This is a genomic window from Streptomyces sp. HSW2009, assembly GCF_040240285.1.
Lineage (GTDB): Bacteria > Actinomycetota > Actinomycetes > Streptomycetales > Streptomycetaceae > Streptomyces.
This window is the reverse complement of record NZ_JBEHZD010000106.1, coordinates 1-17775: the sequence shown is the minus strand read 5'-3', so window position 1 is coordinate 17775 and position 17775 is coordinate 1. Positions and strand designations below refer to the sequence as shown.

The 17775-nt window shown below is 73.6% G+C and carries 11 protein-coding genes; all 11 read left to right on the top strand.

Features of this window, described 5'->3' with window-relative positions; translation table 11 throughout:
* The first annotated feature begins 73 nt into the window (after positions 1 to 73).
* On the top strand, positions 74 to 1552 hold the full coding sequence (locus AAHZ94_RS11240) for a sugar transferase (RefSeq protein ID WP_349992637.1): 1479 nt from the start codon (positions 74 to 76) through the stop codon (positions 1550 to 1552).
* A gap of 73 nt (positions 1553 to 1625) precedes the next feature.
* Positions 1626 to 2942: a nucleotide sugar dehydrogenase gene (locus AAHZ94_RS11235; RefSeq protein WP_349992635.1), complete on the top strand. Its 1317-nt coding sequence runs from the start codon at positions 1626 to 1628 to the stop codon at positions 2940 to 2942.
* Positions 2932 to 4215 (top strand): glycosyltransferase family 4 protein, encoded by a 1284-nt coding sequence (locus tag AAHZ94_RS11230; protein ID WP_349992634.1) that lies wholly within the window; start codon positions 2932 to 2934, stop codon positions 4213 to 4215. The genes AAHZ94_RS11235 and AAHZ94_RS11230 overlap by 11 nt, the downstream gene beginning before the upstream one ends.
* On the top strand, positions 4212 to 5609 hold the full coding sequence (locus tag AAHZ94_RS11225) for a Wzz/FepE/Etk N-terminal domain-containing protein (protein ID WP_349992632.1): 1398 nt from the start codon (positions 4212 to 4214) through the stop codon (positions 5607 to 5609). Before AAHZ94_RS11230 ends, AAHZ94_RS11225 begins: the two co-directional genes overlap by 4 nt.
* Positions 5610 to 5725: 116 nt before the next feature.
* Positions 5726 to 7252 (top strand): Wzz/FepE/Etk N-terminal domain-containing protein, encoded by a 1527-nt coding sequence (locus AAHZ94_RS11220; protein ID WP_349992639.1) that lies wholly within the window; start codon positions 5726 to 5728, stop codon positions 7250 to 7252.
* 3 nt (positions 7253 to 7255) lie between these two features.
* The gene (gene asnB / locus AAHZ94_RS11215) at positions 7256 to 9184 is read left to right on the top strand and encodes an asparagine synthase (glutamine-hydrolyzing) (protein WP_349992631.1); all 1929 of its coding nucleotides are present in this window, start codon (positions 7256 to 7258) and stop codon (positions 9182 to 9184) included.
* Between the two features lie 25 nt (positions 9185 to 9209).
* Positions 9210 to 11417 (top strand): bi-domain-containing oxidoreductase, encoded by a 2208-nt coding sequence (locus AAHZ94_RS11210; protein WP_349992630.1) that lies wholly within the window; start codon positions 9210 to 9212, stop codon positions 11415 to 11417.
* A 2-nt stretch (positions 11418 to 11419) separates the two neighbouring features.
* Positions 11420 to 13372: an alginate lyase family protein gene (locus AAHZ94_RS11205; RefSeq protein WP_349992629.1), complete on the top strand. Its 1953-nt coding sequence runs from the start codon at positions 11420 to 11422 to the stop codon at positions 13370 to 13372.
* A 32-nt stretch (positions 13373 to 13404) separates the two neighbouring features.
* Positions 13405 to 14913, top strand: a complete 1509-nt coding sequence (locus AAHZ94_RS11200; protein ID WP_349992628.1) for a right-handed parallel beta-helix repeat-containing protein — start codon at positions 13405 to 13407, stop codon at positions 14911 to 14913.
* A 262-nt stretch (positions 14914 to 15175) separates the two neighbouring features.
* Positions 15176 to 16363, top strand: coding sequence for an O-antigen ligase family protein (locus AAHZ94_RS11195; protein ID WP_349992638.1), 1188 nt, complete (start codon positions 15176 to 15178; stop codon positions 16361 to 16363).
* Between the two features lie 3 nt (positions 16364 to 16366).
* Positions 16367 to 17775, top strand: a 1409-nt coding sequence (locus tag AAHZ94_RS11190; protein ID WP_349992627.1) for a glycosyltransferase, incomplete at its 3' end; no start/stop codon positions are given.

Genomic DNA, 17775 nt, shown 5'->3' with positions numbered 1-17775 from the left:
GGGGGCGGGGCCCCCTGCGAGCGGAACGGTCTGAGACGAGCACGTCCAACCTTTGGGGACCTGGGGGGGTTCTGTGCAGCAGGGGGAATTAGCCAGCCCGTTTGCATCAGCGCACGGGCACCTGACGAACGGGCCGACGGGCCAACCCGCGATCGAGTGGGAACAGCGGTACCGCCGCACCGTGATCATCAGCGACGCCGTGGCCACCGCCCTCGTCGTGGCGTCCATCGGCAACTTCTTCGGAGCCAGGGACGCCGCCAACTGGCACGAGAAATGGGGCATCCTCGCCTTCGGCACCGAACTCCTGGTGCTGGCGGCCCTGGCGGTGAGCCGATCGTGGGCGCCGGCCGTACTGGGCCAGGGCGCCGAGGAATTCCGCCGGCTGGGACGCTCGCTGTTTCTGGCGACCGTCGTCCTCGCCCTCGGCGGCATCGCCCTGACCTCGCACAACATCAAGCTCTGGATCTTCGTCGCGGTGCCGGCGATCGCGCTCACCACGATCACCGCGCGCTATCTGCTGCGCCTGTGGCTACACAAACAGCGCAAGGAGGGGCGATGCCTGCGGCCGGTGCTCGCGGCCGGCAGCGTGGCCACCGTGCACGACCTCATCACCCGTACCCGTAAGTTCCCGCACCTGGGCTGGCGGGTGGAGGCGGTCTGCACCACCGACGGGCACGGGCAAGGCGGTGACGAGGTGGCCGGGGTGCCGGTGATCGGCCAGCTCACGGACGTCGCCAGCCACGTACACCGCGACGGCTACCGCGTCGTCGCCCTCACCCCGGACCCGCACTGGTCACCTGACCGGCTGCAACGGCTGGCCTGGAACCTGGAGGGCAGCGACGCCGACATGGTCGTGGCCCCGGTGCTGATGGAGGTGGCCGGCCCGCGGCTGCACGTCGACACCGTGCTCGGGCTGCCACTGCTACGGGTCAGCATGCCGACCTTCACCGGCGGCCGGCGAGTGGTCAAGGAGGTCGTCGACCGGCTCGGCTCGGCGCTCCTGCTGCTGCTCTTCGCACCGCTGATGCTGGTCGTCGCGCTGCTCGTGGTGATCGACAGCCGCGGCGGGGCCCTGTACCGGCAGCGCAGGGTCGGCAAGGACGGCCGCGAGTTCACGCTGTACAAGTTCCGCACCATGGTCGCCGGGGCCGACCGGGCCAGGGCCGAGCTGGCCGACCGCAACGAGGGCGCGGGGCTGCTGTTCAAGCTCCGCCGGGACCCGCGGGTGACCCGGGTGGGCACAGCTCTGCGCCGCTACTCCATCGACGAGCTGCCACAGCTCGTCAACGTACTCACCGGATCGATGTCACTCGTCGGCCCGCGGCCCCCGCTGCCCGAGGAGTCCGCAGCGTACGGCCCCGACATCCGGCGGCGACTGCTGGTCAAGCCGGGGCTCACCGGGCTGTGGCAGATCAGCGGGCGCAGCGACCTGCCGTGGGAAGAGGCGGTCCGTCTCGACCTGCGGTACGTGGAGGACTGGTCGCTCGCCCTGGACACGGTGATCTTGTGGAAGACGCTGCGTGCGGTGCTGCACGGGCAGGGGGCCTACTGATGCGCGGCGGTCGTGGTCCGGCCGGCGCGCGAACCGCAGGCCCGTCGGGCCTGCCTGGGGGGAGAGACAGGTCATGAAGGTCAGCGTTTTCGGGCTCGGCTACGTGGGCTGCGTGTCGGCCGCGTGCCTGGCCAGCCTGGGACACCAGGTCATCGGCGTGGACGTGAACCAGGTGAAGGTGGACCTGGTCAACGACGGCAAGGCGCCGGTGGTCGAGGAGCGGATCGGTGAGCTCATCGCCGAGGTGGTGGGCAGCGGTGCGCTGCGCGCCACCCGCGAGGTGCGCGAGGCGATCGCGGACAGCGAGGTGTCCCTGGTCTGTGTCGGCACGCCGTCGGAGCCCAACGGCAGCCTGTGCACCACCTACCTGGAGCGGGTGACCGAGGAGATCGGCGCGGCGCTGGCCGAGCGGGGTGGGCGGCACACCGTCGTGTTCCGCAGCACCATGCTCCCCGGCACCTGCCTGAACCTGCTGGTGCCGATCCTGGAGAAGTACGTGGGTGGCACGGCCGGGGTGGACGTCGGGGTGGCGGTCAACCCGGAGTTCCTGCGCGAGGGCACCAGCGTCCGGGACTTCTTCGACCCGCCGAAGACCGTCATCGGCGAGCTCGACGCGGCCAGCGGGGACGCGGTCGCCGCGCTCTACGCCGGGCTGCCGGGCGAGGTGTTCCGGGTGCCGGTGCCGACGGCCGAGGCGATCAAGTACGCGGACAACGCCTTCCACGGGCTGAAGATCGGCTTCGCCAACGAGCTCGGTGCGGTGTGCCAGGCGCTCGGTGTCGACTCGCACCAGGTGATCGACGTGTTCTTAGCCGACCGGAAGCTGAACATCAGCCCCGCCTATCTGCGCCCCGGCTTCGCCTTCGGCGGCTCCTGCCTGCCCAAGGACCTGCGCAGCCTGGTGCACGCGGCGCAGCGGGCGGACGTCTCGGTGCCGATCCTCTCCCACGTACTGCCGTCCAACTCCGCCCATCTGCAACGGGCGGTCGAACTCGTCGAGCGGGCCGACAAGCGGCGGGTGGGGTTGCTCGGCCTCTCCTTCAAGCCCGGCACCGACGACCTGCGCGAGAGCCCGCTCGTCGAACTGGCCGAGCGGCTCTTCGGCAAGGGTTACGACCTGCGGATCTACGACGCCAACGTCAGCCTGTCGCGGCTGCTGGGCGCCAACCGCGAGTACATCGAGACCCGGCTGCCGCACCTGGCGCAACTGCTCGCCGACTCCGTCACCGAGGTCCTCGACCACGCCGAGGTGTGCCTGGTGGGGACCAGCGATCCGGCCGTGCTGGCGGAGCTGCCCCGCGGTGCCGGGCCCGACCTCATCGACCTCGTCCACCTTCCCGACGCGAACGCGCGCCGGGCCGAACCGGGATACATGGGCCTTGCTTGGTAATGCGACCAGCGGCGCCGGGACCGACCGACGCGCGCTGATCTTGGTGGAGAACCTGTCGGTGCCCTTCGACCGGCGGGTGTGGCAGGAGTGCACGACGCTGCGCGACGCGGGCTGGACGGTGGACGTCATCTGCCCGCGCGGCAGCAAACGGGACACCGAGGCGTACGCGGAGATCGACGGGGTGCGGGTGCACCGCTACCCGTTGCGCGCGGCGACCGGCGGGCCGGCCGGCTACCTGCGGGAGTACGGGTCGGCGCTCTGGCACACGGCCAGGCTGGCCCGCGCCGTGGGCCCGGTCGACGTGGTGCACGCCTGCAACCCGCCCGACCTGCTGTTCCTGCCGGCGCTGTGGCTCAAGCGGCGCGGCGCGCGGTTCGTCTTCGACCAGCACGACCTGGTGCCCGAGCTGTACCTGTCCCGGTTCGACCGCGGCAAGGACCTCCTCTACCGGGGGGTGTGCGCCCTTGAGCGGATGACGTACCGGGCCGCGGACGTCGTGCTCGCCACCAACGAGAGCTACAAGGAGGTGGCGGTGCGCCGCGGCGGCCGGCGCCCCGACGAGGTGTTCGTGGTGCGCAGCGCGCCCCAGATCGACCGGTTCCCGCAGGTGCCGGCCGAGCCCGAACTCAAGCGCGGCAAGCGCCACTTGCTGTGCTACCTGGGTGTGATGGGCCCGCAGGACGGCGTCGACTACGCGCTGCGGGCGCTGGCGAAGCTCCGCGATGACCTGGGGCGGACGGACTGGCACGCGGTGTTCGTCGGCTCGGGCGACGCCTTCGACGCGATGGTGCGGCTGGCCGGGCAACTGGGCCTCGGTGACCAGGTCCAGTTCACCGGGCGCATCCCGGACGCCGACCTGGTGCGCTACCTGTCCACCGCGGACGTGTGCCTCTCCCCCGACCCGTACAACCCGCTGAACGACGTGTCGACCATGAACAAGGTGTTGGAGTACATGGCGATGGGCCGGCCGATCGTCTCGTTCGACCTGCGGGAGGCGCGCGTCTCCGCGGGGGACGCCGCGCTGTACGCGCCGGCCAACGACGAGGGTGCCTTCGCCGGGCTGGTGGCGCTGCTGCTCGACGATCCGGAGAAGCGGGAGGCGATGGGCAAGATCGGCCAGGAGCGGGTCAGCGGCCCGCTCTCCTGGCGGAACTCGCAGGCCGCGCTGCTCGCCGCGTACGAGGCGGCCTGTCGTGGTCGCGCCCGGAAGTCCGCAGGGGCGGGGGCCCTGCGCGCCCGCAAGCGGCCGGCCGTGAAGAGGCCGCGCCGTTGAGCGACGACACCATACGCCTGGTCACCATCGGGCGGATGCTCCGCTGGCGCTGGCGGCTGCTGGTCGCCCTGGCCGTGGCGGGTGCGCTGCTCGGCCTGGGCGCGTCCGTGCTGTTCCCGCCGCGCTACACGGCATCGGCTTCGGTGCTGTTGCCGGGCCAGTGGGAGCAGCGCGAGTTGCTGACCCAGGCGCACATCGCGACCAGTTCGACGGTGGTCGACCGGGTGGCCGACTCGCTGCACTGGAGCGGGGTCGGCGGTCGTGAGCTGCGGGACCGGGTGAGCGCCAAGACCACCGACGGGAACATCATCAAGGTGTCGGGCACGGCCGAGAGCCCGGCGCGCGCGCAGCGGCTCGCGGACCGGCTGGCCGAACAGTTCGTCGCCTTCACCGCGCGGCTGTCCGGCGCCGGCGGCGAGGCGGACGCGGTCACCGGCCCCGAGGCGCTGCGCCAGAAGGTGGCGCAGACCAACCGGCGCATCACCGAGTTGGCCGATGCGGCCGACCCGGGCCGCACCGTGGAGAGCGTGCAGGCCCGCACCGCGCTGGAGAAGTTGCGCACCGCGCTGGAAGAGGCAATGAAGAAGTTGGACGAGGTCGACCCGGCGGCCAACAAGGCGGGCATGGTGGTGATGGGTCCCGCGACCCGTCCCGGCAGTGCGACGCCGCCGACCCGGGGGCAGCTCGTGGTGGCCGGGGCGCTGCTGTTCGTGCTGGCCGGAAGCGTGTGGCAGCTCGCCGCCCGGCGGGGCAAGCGCCGGCTGCGCACCGAGTCCGAGATCGCCGCGGCGCTCGGCACCTCGCTGCTCGGCACCGTGGAGGTGGCCACCGGGCGGTCCGCCGACCGGCCGGCCGGTCAGGGCCCGCGGGCGGTGGCCCGGCGGCTGCTCGGCATGGACACCCGGTGGGACCTGCCGGCGCCGCGCGCGTACGGGGACGAGGCCAGCCGGCGGCTCCGCTACCGGCGGGTCTGCGCCCGTCTGAGGAGCCAACTGCCGCTCTCCCGCGGTCTTTTGGTGCTGGTCCCGGACGGCGATGAGATCGCCCGGCGGGCCGCGGAACAGCTCGTCGCGGAGGCGGCGAGCGCCCCGCAGGGGAGCCCGTCGGGCGGTGGGCTCCCCGCGCTGCGGGTGGTGGCGGTCGCGGTGGACCAGCCGATGGTGCCGGACCGGGAGACCGAGTCCGGTGCCGTGGTCCTGCTCAGTGCCGGCAGTTGGTCCGCGGCCGAACTCGGCGGCATCGCCGGGGCCTGTGCGGACGGCGGCCACGAGGTGGTCGGTGTCGTCGTCGCGGGCCTGGTCAGGGCGGATACGGCGGGTCCGGCCGACCCACCACCCGCGGACGAGGCCCTGGCCCTCGCGGTGGGCGGCGACGCACCAGGGGGTTCCGCGTGACGACGAGCACGACGGGCGCGACGGGCGCGACGGGCGCTGCGGGCGCTGCGGGCGCTGCGGGCGCCAAGGGGACGCCGGCAACGGCGGGCGCCCCGGCCCCGTCGTCGCCCACTCCCCTGCTCGACCTCCAGACGCTGGTGGTTGCGGTGCGCAGGCGGCGCAGGCTGTGGTCGGCGCTGGCCCTGTTCGGGCTGCTGGCCGGCGCGGTGCTCGCGGTCGTCATGCCGCCGCCACCGTCCGCGGTGACCAAGGTGCTGATCGCACACCGGGAGGACCAGCCGAACGACACCGGAACCCTGATCCGTACCGACGTCGCCCTGCTCCAGACCACCCGGATCGCCAGCCGGGCCCTCCAGGCGCTGAAGTCGACGCAGCGGCCCGAGGACTTCATGGCGGACTACCGGGGCGCGGGCCTGACCAACAACCTGATGCAGATCGAGGTGACCGGCGCCAGCGACGCGGAGGCGGTGGCCAGGGCCAGGGCGCTGGCCAACGCCTTCGTCGCCGACCACGTGCGCCGGATTCGGGAGGCCGCACAGGCCGAGGCGACCGCCCTCATCCAGCAGCGGGACCGGATGCGGGGCGAGCTCACGCAGGTCAACGAGGCGATCGGAAACCGCACCCCGGGGGGCGACCCGAAGGCGGCGGCGAGCATCGAATCACTCTTCGCCCGCCGGGCCGAACTCAACTCGCGAATCGCCGACTTCGATCAGCGCGCCGCCGAGGCGCGCACCGGTGCGCCGCGGCTCATCGCCGGTACGCAGATCGTGGACGCGCCGCGCGCGGTGCCGCACTCGCTGCCGAAGGCCCTGGTCACGCAGGGGGCGATCGGGCTGGTCCTGGGGCTGGTGCTGGGCCTGCTGGTGGCCGCGGTGACCACGGTGGTGGCGGACCGTCCGGTGCTGCGCCGGGAGATCGCGGTGGACCTGGGCGCATCCGTCATCGCTGAGGCGCCGCGGAGGCGCCGCAGGGCGGGCGGGCGTTGGCAGCGCCGCCGCACCAAGGTGGCCAGGGCGCAGCTCACCGCGACGCTCGCGCGCACCGTGCGCGGCGCGGGCGAGCCGGTGTCGCTGCTCGAACTCGGCTGTGCGCGCAGCGCCGGCGCCATCGCGCTCGACGTCGCGGAGGCGCTGGCGGAGCAGGGCCCGGTGGTCCTCGTCGACGGCCTGCCGCGCTCGGAGCTCTCCCGCGGCGAGCCGCCCGCGGGGGTGAGCGTGGTCGGCGCCGCGGCCGTCGGCGCCGGTCCGCAGGAGGGGTGCAGGCTCGGCGTCGGTTCCCTCGCGCCGGGCACGGCGTGGACCGATCTGGGGCACCTGGGAGCGCAGGCGATGCTCGTCGTACGGGCCGGGCACGGCAGTTCGGCCTGGCTGCACACGGTGGCCCGGCAACTCGCCGACCAGCACGTTCCGGTGCTCGGCGTGGTGTTGATCGACCCCGATCCGCGGGATCGGACCGACGGCACGCTGTGGGACGGGCTGCACACCGCGCTGCGCGGTCACGGTGAGCGGCTGGCCAGGGAGAGCGAGCGGGACCGGCTGGCGGCCAGGCGGCTGGCCCGGCAGAACGGCGCGGGCCAGCAGCGGGCGGAGCGGTCGCCGCTGCCGGCCGCGCGGGTCCCGGACAGCGATCAGGAGGCGCGGTAGCAGATGTGTGGCATCGCAGGCACGTACCGGTGGCCGGACGGGAAGGCCGTGACCGACCGGCTGACCGAGGTCATCGCCCACCGCGGCCCGGACGGCACGGGGCGCTACAGCCACCCCGTCGGTGACGGCGAGGTCCACCTCGGGCACCGCAGGCTGGCCGTGGTGGACCTGTCCGAGACCGGCGCCCAGCCGATGGTCTCGGACGGGCTGGCCCTCACCTACAACGGCGAGCTGTACAACGCGCCTGATCTGCGGGCCGAGTTGACGGCCAGTGGGGTGCGCTTCCGGGGCAGTTCGGATACCGAGGTGCTGCTTGAGGCGTGGCGGCGCTGGGGCACCGACTGTCTGCCGCGGCTGCGCGGCATGTTCGCGTTCGCCGTCTTCGACGAGCGCACCGGCGAGTTGGTGCTCGCCCGCGATCAGCTCGGCGTCAAGCCGCTGTTCCTGCTGCGGCGCGGCGCCGGCCTGGTCTTCGCCTCCGAGCTGAAGGCGCTGGCCGCGGTGGGTGGCGGGGCGTTGCAGGTGGACCATGCGGCGCTGGTCGCCTCGCTGCTCTACTACTGGGTGCCCGATACGCGCTGTGCGTTCCGGGAGGCGGAGAAGCTGCCGCCGGGCAGTTGGCTGCGGTGCCGGCCGGACGGGCGGGTGGAGCGCGGCCAGTACTGGAGCCTGCGGGAGGTGGCCGCCGAGGGGCGGGAACTGGCCCGCAGCGGCCGACAGCCGGACCTGGCGGCGGTCATCGAGGAGTCGAACCGCCGGCACCTGATCTCCGACGTGCCGGTGGCGACGTTCCTCTCCGGCGGCCTGGACTCCAGCTATCTGACCGCGCTGGCCGCCCGGGAGCGGCCCGGGATCGCCGCGTACACGATCGGTTTCCGCGCCGAGGACGCCAAGTTCGAGGCGATGCCGGACGACCTGCGGTACGCGCGCCGGGTCGCCGAGCAGTTCGGGGTGGACCTGCGGGAGATCGAGATCGCCCCCAACGTGCTGGACCTGCTGCCGCGGATGACGTACCACCTGGACGAGCCGATCGGCGACCCGGCCGCGATCAACACGTATCTGATCTGCTCGGCCGCCCGGGAGGCCGGGGTGAAGGTGATGCTGTCGGGGATGGGCGCCGACGAGCTGTTCGCCGGCTACCGCAAGCACCTGGCCAACGTGCTGGCGCTGCGCTACCAGCGCGTGCCGCGGCCGGTGCGGCGCGGCCTGTTCCGGGCGGTGGACCGGCTGCCGGTGGCTTCCGCCCGCCGGGGCTACCGGTCGGTGCGGTTCGCGAAGCGGTTCCTGTCCTTCGCGGAGCTGCCGGAGGAGACGGCGTTCCGGCGCAGCTACACCATGTACGACCGGGACGAGCTGCTCGACCTGGTCGACCCCGAGGTGGCCGGCACGGTGGACGAGGTGCTCGGCGAGCACGCGGAGGTCTACCGGGACAACGACCTGGACGACTTCGTCAACCGGATGTGCCTGGGCGATGCGCGGCTGTTCCTGCCGGGCCTCAACCTCGCCTACACCGACCGTTCCAGCATGGCCGCCTCCACCGAGGTGCGGGTGCCGTACGTGGACGTGGAGGTGGTGAAGGCGGCGTTCGCGGTGCCGGGCAACCGCAAGATCGTCGGCCGGCAGGGGAAGGCCGTGCTCAAGGAGGCGGCCACCTCGATCCTGCCCAAGGAGATCGTGTACCGGCCCAAGGGCCTGTTCAGCGCCCCGCTGCGGGCCTGGATGAGCCGGGACCTGGCGCCGCTGGTGCGCGAGGTGGTGCACGACGGCGTGCTCGTGAAGTCCGGGTTCCTGCGCCGTGAGGCGCTGGCCCGGATGGTGGCGGCGGACGCCGCCGGACAGCGGGACTACTCCAAGCATCTGTGGCACGTACTGACCCTTGAGTACTGGTACCGCGACGCGACCTCTGGCTCCGGCCAGAGCCGGGCGGCCTGACCGTGAGGATGGAAGAGGAGCTCGGGTGAAGCAGGTTGTGCAGAACTACAAGAGCGGTGAACTGGCGCTGCTCGACGTGCCGGTGCCGGGGTGCAAGCCGGGCGGTGTGCTGGTCCGCAGCGCCTATTCGCTGATCTCCACCGGGACCGAGCTCATGAAGGTGTCCGAGGCCGGCATGTCGATGCTGGGCAAGGCCCGTTCGCGCCCCGACCAGGTGGCCAAGGTCATGCAGAGCGTGGCCACCAACGGGGTGCCGGCCACCTACCGCAAGGTGATGGGCAAGCTCGACTCGTACACGCCGCTCGGCTATTCGCTGTGCGGGGTGGTCGAGCAGGTCGGGGCCGGGATCGACGAGGTGAAGGTCGGCGACCTGGTGGCCTGTGCGGGCAATGAGCACGCGCTGCACGCCGAGGTGAACTGGGTTCCCAAGAACCTGTACGCCCCGGTGCCGGAAGGGCTGGCGGCGCGGCACGCGGCGTTCGGCACCGTCGGGTCGATCGCCATGCAGGGCGTGCGCCGCGGCGAGCCGCAGTTGGGTGACGTGGCGCTGGTCATCGGCCTGGGGCTGATCGGGCAGGTGGTGGTGCAGCTCCTCGCCGCGGCGGGGGTGCGCGTGGTGGGCGTCGACCCGGACCCGGTGCGCTGCGAGCTCGCCGCCGGGCTCGGCGCCGTGGCCTGCGGCGATCCGGGGTCGGCGACGGTGGTCAGCTCGGTCGCCGAGCTCACCGACGGGCACGGCGTGGACCAGGTGTACCTGGCGGCCGGCGGCGGCAGCAACGAGCCCGTCGAGCTGGCCGCCCGGCTGAGCCGGGACCGCGGCCGGGTCGTCGACATCGGCAAGTGCCGCCTCGACCTGCCGTGGAACGCGTACTACGAGAAGGAGCTCGACGTCCGGTTCTCGCGCAGCTACGGGCCCGGGCGCTACGACCCGGAGTACGAGTTGGAGGGCCGGGACTACCCGATCGGCTACGTGCGCTGGACCGAGCGCCGCAATCTGGCCTGCTTCCTCGATCTGCTGGCCCGCGGCAGCGTCGACGTGGAGCCGCTGATCTCGCACGTCGCCGACTTCGCGGACGCCGTCGGCACCTACCAGCGCCTCAAGGACGGCGAGCTGAAGGCCGTGGCCGTGCTCTTCGCGTACCCGGACCGGCCGGCGGACGGCGACGGGCCGAAGGCCGCGCAGCAGCCGCAGGTGGCGGTGCCCGCGGTGCGGCGCGGCAGCGACCAGGCCGCCGGGAAGGCGCCCGTGCGGCGCGGATCGGCTCCGGTGCGGGTGGCGTTCGTCGGCGCGGGCAACTACGCCACCTCGATGCTGCTGCCGCACCTGGCCGAGCGCGAGGACGTCACGCTCGCGCAGGTGGTGACCACCACGGCGCTGTCGGGCGCCAACGCGCAGCGCAAGTTCGGCTTCGCCCGCGCCAGCACCGACCTGGACGCGGCGCTGGCGGACCCGGCGATCGACGCGGTGTTCGTCGTCACCCGGCACAGCTCGCACGCGGAGCTCACCCGACGGGCGCTGCTCGCCGGCAAGGCGGTGTTCGTGGAAAAGCCGTTGGCGCTGACCGAGGGCGAGCTCGCCGCGGTCCTCGCCGCGGTGGAGGAATCCGGGAACGACCGGCTCCAGGTGGGCTTCAACCGGCGCTTCGCGCCGCTGCTGCGCGAGGCCAGGAAGCAGTTCGGCCCCCGCAGCGGCCCGGCCAGCGTCCGCTACCTGGTCAACGCGGGCCGCCTGGAGCACGGCAGTTGGTACCTGAAGCAGGACACCGAGGGCTCCCGGTTCGTCGGTGAGGGCGGGCATTTCATCGACACGGTGAGCTGGCTGCTGGGCGCCGACCCGCTGTCGGTGTACGCGCTGACCGCCCCCGGCACCGAGGATCTCCAGGTCCTGCTGCGCTACCCGGGCGGTTCGACGGCCACCCTCAGCTATCTGACCTCGGGGCCCGGCAGCTTCCCCAAGGAGACCCTGGACCTGATCGCCGACGGCCGGGCGCTGCGCCTGGACGACTTCGTCCGGGCCTCGGTCTACGGCCGCAAGCGGTGGGTCAGCTCGCGGCTGCCCAAGGCCAGGGACAAGGGGCAGCGCGCCGAGGTGAACGCGTTCTTGGCGGCGGTGCGCAGCGGCGGGCCGATGCCGGTCCCGGTGGAGTCGCTGGCCGCGACGACGGCGGCCACCCTCGCGGTGCGGGCCAGTCTGGTCGCCGGTGCGCCGGTGGCGTTGGCGAGGGCACAGTGAGCATGAGTACGGGCTGGTACCTGCGGCGGCTGTCCCGGATGGGGCCGCAGGAGATCGGCGGCCGGGTCGCGGACGCGGTGCGCCGCCGCCGGTGGCGCACCGCGCTGCCGGCCGCCCCCGAGGTGACCGGTGCCCGCTTCGGCGCGGCGCTGCCCGCCGGGGCGCTGGCCGCGGTGCCGCCGGACGCGGCGAAGCGGCTGGTGGCTGCGGCGGACGAGCTGCTGGCCGGGCACGCCGAGTACTTCGGGGTGGCGCGCGATGACCTCGTCGATCCTGACTGGTCGTACGACCCGAAGACGGGCCGCCGGGCGCCCGCCGGGTACGCCTTCGACGTGCCGTACCGCAGTGAGGACGCGGTCGGTGACATCAAGCAGATCTGGGAGCCGTCCCGGCACCACCACCTGACCGTGCTCGCCGCGGCGTACGCGCTCACCGGCGACGAGCGGTACGCCGAGCGGGTCGCGGCGCACCTGCGGTCCTGGTGGGCGGCGAACCCGCCGCTGCGCTCGGTGCACTGGGTCAGCGGCATCGAGCTGGGCATCAGGCTGCTGTCCTGGGTGTGGGTGCGCCGGCTGTTGGACGGCTGGTCGGGGGCCGCCGCGCTGTTCGAGGAGAACGCGCAGGCGCGCCGGCAGGTCTGGTACCACCAGCGTTGGCTGGCCGCCTTCCCGAGCCGTGGCTCTTCGGCGAACAACCACGTCATCGCCGAGGCGGCGGGGCAGGCCGCGGCGGCGTGCGCGTTCGGCTGGTTCCCGAGTTCGGCGCGCTGGCGGGCCGAGGCCCTGCGCTCGCTCGCACAGCACTTGCGCGGCAATACCTTTCCCTCCGGACTCAACCGGGAGTTGGCGACCGAGTACCACGGGCTGGTGCTCGAACTCGGCCTGGCCGCGCTGGCCGAGGCGGACGCCGCCGGGGTGCCGGTCCCGGCGGACCTGCGGCTGGTGCTGCTGCGGATGACCGATGCGCTGGCGGCCGTGGTGGACGACCGGCTCAGGCCGCCGCGGCAGGGGGACGCGGACGACGGGCACGGGCTGGTCGTGGACGGCGCGGGCACCGACCGCTGGGGCTCGCTGCTGGCCACCGGGGACGCGGTGTTCGGCCGGCTCGACTGGTGGCCACGCGTGCCGGGCAGCGATGTGCGCACACCGCTGCTGGCCGCGCTGATCAGGCCGTACGCGGCGCGCGGCGCCGGCCCTGCGGTGGCCCGCCCGGCGCGCCGGCCGGCGCACTTCGCGGATGCGGGGCTGACCGTGCTGCGCGGCCCCGGCGGGATCTGGTGCCGGTGCGACGGCGGCCCGCACGGCTTCCTGTCCATCGCCGCGCACGCGCACGCGGACGCCCTGTCGGTCGAGGTGCGGCACGAGGGGGTCGACGTGCTCGCCGACCCGGGCACGTTCTGCTACCACGGGCAGCCGGAGTGGCGGCAGTACTTCCGGTCGACCATCGGCCACAACACGTTGGAGCTCGGCGGCGCCGACCAGTCGGTGTCCGGCGGCCCGTTCCTGTGGACCCGGCAGGCCCGCAGCCGGGTGCTGGCCGCGGTCCCAGAGGGGAACGGGGTGGCCTACTGGTCCGCCGAACACGACGGCTACGAGGGCGTCGTCCACCGCCGCCGGGTCGAACTGACCGCTGCCAGCCGCCAGTTGCGCATCGTGGACGAGGTGCGCGGGCCCGTCCTCGCGGCCCGCCTCGCCTTCCACATCGGGCCCGCGGTCGCCGTGGAGCTCGCGGGCAGCCGGGCCGAGCTGACCTGGTCGAGGGAGGGCGAGGACCGCTCTGCCGTCCTTGAGCTGCCCGACCAGTTGGCGTGGCGGGCGCACCGCGGGGCGAGCGATCCACCGCTCGGCTGGTATTCGGCCGGCTTCGGCCGCAAGGAGCCCAGCACCACGCTGGTCGGCACCGGCCTGGCCGGCGGCGGGCAGGGGTTCAGCACCGTACTCAAGTTCCGCGACTAGGGGGAGAGTTGGGGAAGGGGAGGCGGCACCGGATGGGCGTCGCGGCACCGTTGGTGCTGGCGCTGCTCGCGGTGGCCGGCTGTGAGAGCACATCGGACGATGCGGCGGGGCCGACCGCCACACCGTCCTCGTCCACCGACCGGTCGCCGGCCCGGGTGTGCGACAGACCGGCGGCCGGCACCACCGGGCCGCCGGCGGGCGCGGTGGCCGTTGACCCCACGGTCGTCAACGACCTGGCGGCCAAGACCCGGGACAACCCGCCGCGTACCACGTTCTGGCTGCGCCCGGGCACCCACCGGCTCGAACGGCACCGCTACGCGCAGGTCATGCCCAAGCAGGGGAACACCTATCTGGGGGCACCGGGCGCGGTGTTGGACGGCGGCAAGACCAATCAGTACGCGTTCGGCGGCACCGCGCCCGATGTCACCCTGCGCGACCTGACGGTGCAGGGCTTCCGCGCGCCGCACAACGAGGGCGTCGTCAACCACGACTCGGCCGACGGTTGGGTGATCGAGCGCGCCACGATCCAGCGCAACGCCGGCGCCGGGCTGATGGCCGGTGCCCGCCAGCAGGTCCGTGACAGTTGTCTGCGCGAGAACGGCCAGTACGGGATGAACGCCTACAAGGCCGGTGACTCCATCCGCGGCCTGGTCGTCGAGGGCAATGAGGTCACGGGCAACAACACCGACGACTGGGAGCGGCGCAAGCCGGGCTGCGGCTGCACGGCCGGCATCAAGTTCTGGGCCGTCAACGGCGCTGACATCCGCGGCAATTGGGTGCACGACAACCGTGGCACCGGGCTGTGGGCCGACACCAACAACAACGACTTCCGCATCGAGGACAACGCCCTTGAGGCCAACGACGGGGCCGCGCTGATCTATGAGACGAGCTACAACGCGGTCATCCGCAACAACGCGATCCGGCGCAACAACTGGGTCGAGGGCCGGCGCGCGGCCGGCGGCGGCGACGACTTCCCGTACGGGACGCTCTACCTGTCCGAGTCCGGTGGCGAGCCGCGGGTCAGGGCCCGTACGGACAAGATCGAGATCTACCGGAACAGGCTGGAGGACAACTGGTCGGGCATCACCCTGTTCGAGAACGCCGACCGGTTCTGCAACAGCCCGGCCAACACCTCGACGGGTGACTGCACGCTCCTGGTGGAGCGCACCGACCGCTGCGCGCGGCCGGGCATCGCCAGCGCGCCGCTGTTCGCCGACTGCCGGTGGAAGACACAGCGGGTGGACATCCACGACAACCGCTTCGTGGTGGACAAGGCCGCCCTCAAGTGCCGGGAGATGTGCGACCGGATGGCGGTGCTGGCCAACTACGGCACCTATCCCGACTGGTCGCCCTACCAGGGCCAGCGGGTGGCCAAGGCGATCACCTGGGGCCAGCGCAACCGGTGGCACGACAACGTGTACCTGGGGCCGTGGAAGTTCGTCGCGCACGACCCGAGCCGGGTGCTGGGCTTCGGCCAGTGGCGGGGCGAGCCGTACGGGCAGGACGCGGGCAGCACCCTCGACGCCGGGGCGGGTGGTTGAGGTGGGAGCTGATCTGCACCGCGGTGGGTTGCCTGGTGCTGGCGGTGGCTCCGGTGCTTTCGGGGCTTCCGGCGGCTCGGACGCTCTCGGTTCTTCCCACGGCTCGGACGCTCTCGGTGGCTCCGGTGCTTCTGGGGCTGCCGGCCCCGGCAGCCCCGGCAATCCCGGCAGCCCCACCGCGACCCCGGCCGGCCCCACCGGCACCCCACCGGCGGCGGCCGTCGCCACCGGCAGCCCGCGGGCCGTCAGTGTCGTCTGGGCGCTGCTGGTCCTCAACACGCTCGGCTCCGCCGGCGCGAAGAGCATCCTGCCGCTGCCGCGCTCCCTCATCCAGATGGTCACCATGGGCTCGCTGGTCGCCGCTTTCGCGCTGGCGCTCCTGCTCAACCTGCGGCTGCGCGTCCGCGCCAGCGCCTTCCTGTTCCTGCTGACCCTGCTGCTTGTGCCAGCCGTGATCTCCAGCGTGCATCTGGAGGCCGGCTTCGGCGCCCTGTTCCGCTGTACCCGGCTGGGGCTCTTCATCGGCACGCTGTGGCTGGTCAGCCGCTGGTGGGACGGGAGCTTCCGGTTCGTACGGAGCCACATCCGGCTGTACTTCGTGGTGCTCGGCACGGCAGCCGCCGGCCTTGCCATCTCGCCGGGCGCGGCCATGCCCGAGTTGTACGGCGGGCGGCTGGTGGGCGCGCTGTGGCCGCTCACCCCGCCGCAGATCGGGCAGTACGCGGCGGTCATCATCGGGCTGACCGTGCTGCTCGCGCTCGGCCGGCAGACCACCGGCGGCAGCGCCGCGCTGGTCGCCCTGCCGACGCTGGTGCTGCTGGCGCTGACCCACACCCGTACGGCCACCATCGGGCTGCTCATCGGGCTGGCGCTGGCGATCGGCTCGCTGGTGCTGACCAGCGCCGCGGCCCGGCGGTGCTTCACCTGGTCGGTGGCGTGCGCCACGGTCGCGGCGGTGGGGTTCGCACCGGCCCTGCGGGCCTGGTTCCTGCGCGGCCAGAGCCAGGAGAACTTCTCCAGCCTCACCGGCCGGGCCAAGGTGTGGGACGCGCTGCTCGCGGCGCCGCGCTCGACCACCGAGAAGCTGTTCGGGACCGGCCTCGGCGACAAGTCGTACGACGGGCTGCCGATCGACAACAGTTGGCTGGCCGTCTACCACGAGCAGGGGCTGGTCGGCATCGGCCTGGTCGCCGGGATCATCCTGGTGCTCGGCGGCGTGGCGCTGCTCCGGCCGCCCTCGCTCCAGCGGGCCTGCGCGATCTTCCTCATCAGCTACTGCGGGATTTCCTCGTACACCGAGGCCGGGCTCGGCGACGCCTCGCCCTATCTGCTGCATCTGGCCGTGGCCGCCTCGCTGTTGGCGGCCTCCGGCGGCGCCCCGCCGCACCGTGCGCCCACGCTGCCGCGCCGGCGCGCACCGCGCTGGGCCAAGGACCCGGAGGTGGTCTGAACCATGCACGTCCTCGTGGTGCACAACCGCTACTCATCGGCGCAGCCGAGCGGCGAGAACCGGGTGGTCGACCAGGAGGTGGAGTTGTTGCGCGCGGCCGGCCACCGGGTCGAGGTGTTCGAGCGGCGCAGCGACGACATCGCCGACCGTTCGCTGCTGGGCAAGGCGAAGGTGCCGCTCCTGGTGCCGTGGAACCCGTCGGTCCGCACCGAGTTGGCCGCCAGGCTGCGGGCGGAGCGGCCGGACGTGGTGCACGTGCACAACGTGTTCCCGCTGCTGTCGCCGGCGGTGCTCGCCGGCTGCGCGGACGCGGGCGTGCCCGCCGTCGCCACGCTGCACAACTACACCCAGATCTGCCCGCCGGGCACGCTCCAGCGGGACGGCCGGCTGTGCACCGAGTGCGTCGGCTCCACCGTGCCGCTGCCGGCCGTGCGGCACGGCTGCTACCGCGACTCGCGCCTGGCGACGGTGCCGCTCGCGGTCAGCCTGACCGTCAACCGGCGCCGCTGGTGGTCGGGGGTGCGGCGGTTCTTCTGCATCTCGGCGGCACAGCGCGAGGTGCTGGTGCGCTCCGGGATGCCGCCGGAGCGGCTCACGGTCAAGCACAACTTCGTGCCCGACCCGGGCGGCTGCCGCACCGGCGACGGCGAGCACCTGCTCTTCCTCGGCCGGCTCGCCGAGGCCAAGGGGGTGCGGCTCCTGATGGCCGCCTGGGACGAGCTCGCGGCGGCCGGCGGGGTGGGCGTGCCGCTGGTGTTGGCCGGCGCCGGCCCACTGGCGGACGAGGTGAAGGACTGGGCAGCGGGCCGGGACGACGTGCGGTACGTCGGCCTGTACAACCCGGCCCAGTGCCAGCAGGCGGTCGCCCGGTCGGTGGCCGTGGTGGCGCCCTCGCTGGCGCTGGAGACGTTCGGCCTGGTGGTGGTGGAGGCGATGGCGGCCGGGGTGCCGGCGGTGGCCGCCGCGCACGGCGCGTTCGTCGAGCTCGTCGACGACGGGGTGAGCGGGCTGCTGCACCGGCCGGGCGACGTGGCCTCGCTGGCCGCCTGCCTGCGTGCGGTGACGGCCGACCCGGCCCGCAACCGGGAGCTCGGCCGCGCCGGCCGGCGCCGCTACGAACAGGACTTCAGCCCGGCCGTCGGGTTGGAGCGCCTGCTGGATGCGTACCGGTCCGCGATCGCGGACCGGTCGGGGGGGGGGGGGGGGGGGGGGGTGGGGGGGGGGGGGGCGGGGGGGGGCGGGCCGGGGGGGGGGGCGGCGGGGGGGGGGGGGGGGGGGGCCGGCGGGGGGGGGGCGGGCCGGGGGGGCCGGGGGGGGGGGGGGGGGGGGGCGCCCGGCGGCGGGGGGGGCGGGGGGGCCCGCCGGGCCCCGCCCCCCGCGGCAGGGGGACGCGGACGACGGGCACGGGCTGG

Bases quoted from the DNA above. Each gene is read 5' to 3' on its own strand.
- AAHZ94_RS11235 (WP_349992635.1), top strand. From the start codon at position 1,626: ATGAAGGTCAGCGTTTTCGGGCTCGGCTACGTGGGCTGCGTGTCGGCC.
- asnB (WP_349992631.1), top strand. From the start codon at position 7,256: ATGTGTGGCATCGCAGGCACGTACCGGTGGCCGGACGGGAAGGCCGTG.
- AAHZ94_RS11205 (WP_349992629.1), top strand. From the start codon at position 11,420: ATGAGTACGGGCTGGTACCTGCGGCGGCTGTCCCGGATGGGGCCGCAG.
- AAHZ94_RS11200 (WP_349992628.1), top strand. From the start codon at position 13,405: ATGGGCGTCGCGGCACCGTTGGTGCTGGCGCTGCTCGCGGTGGCCGGC.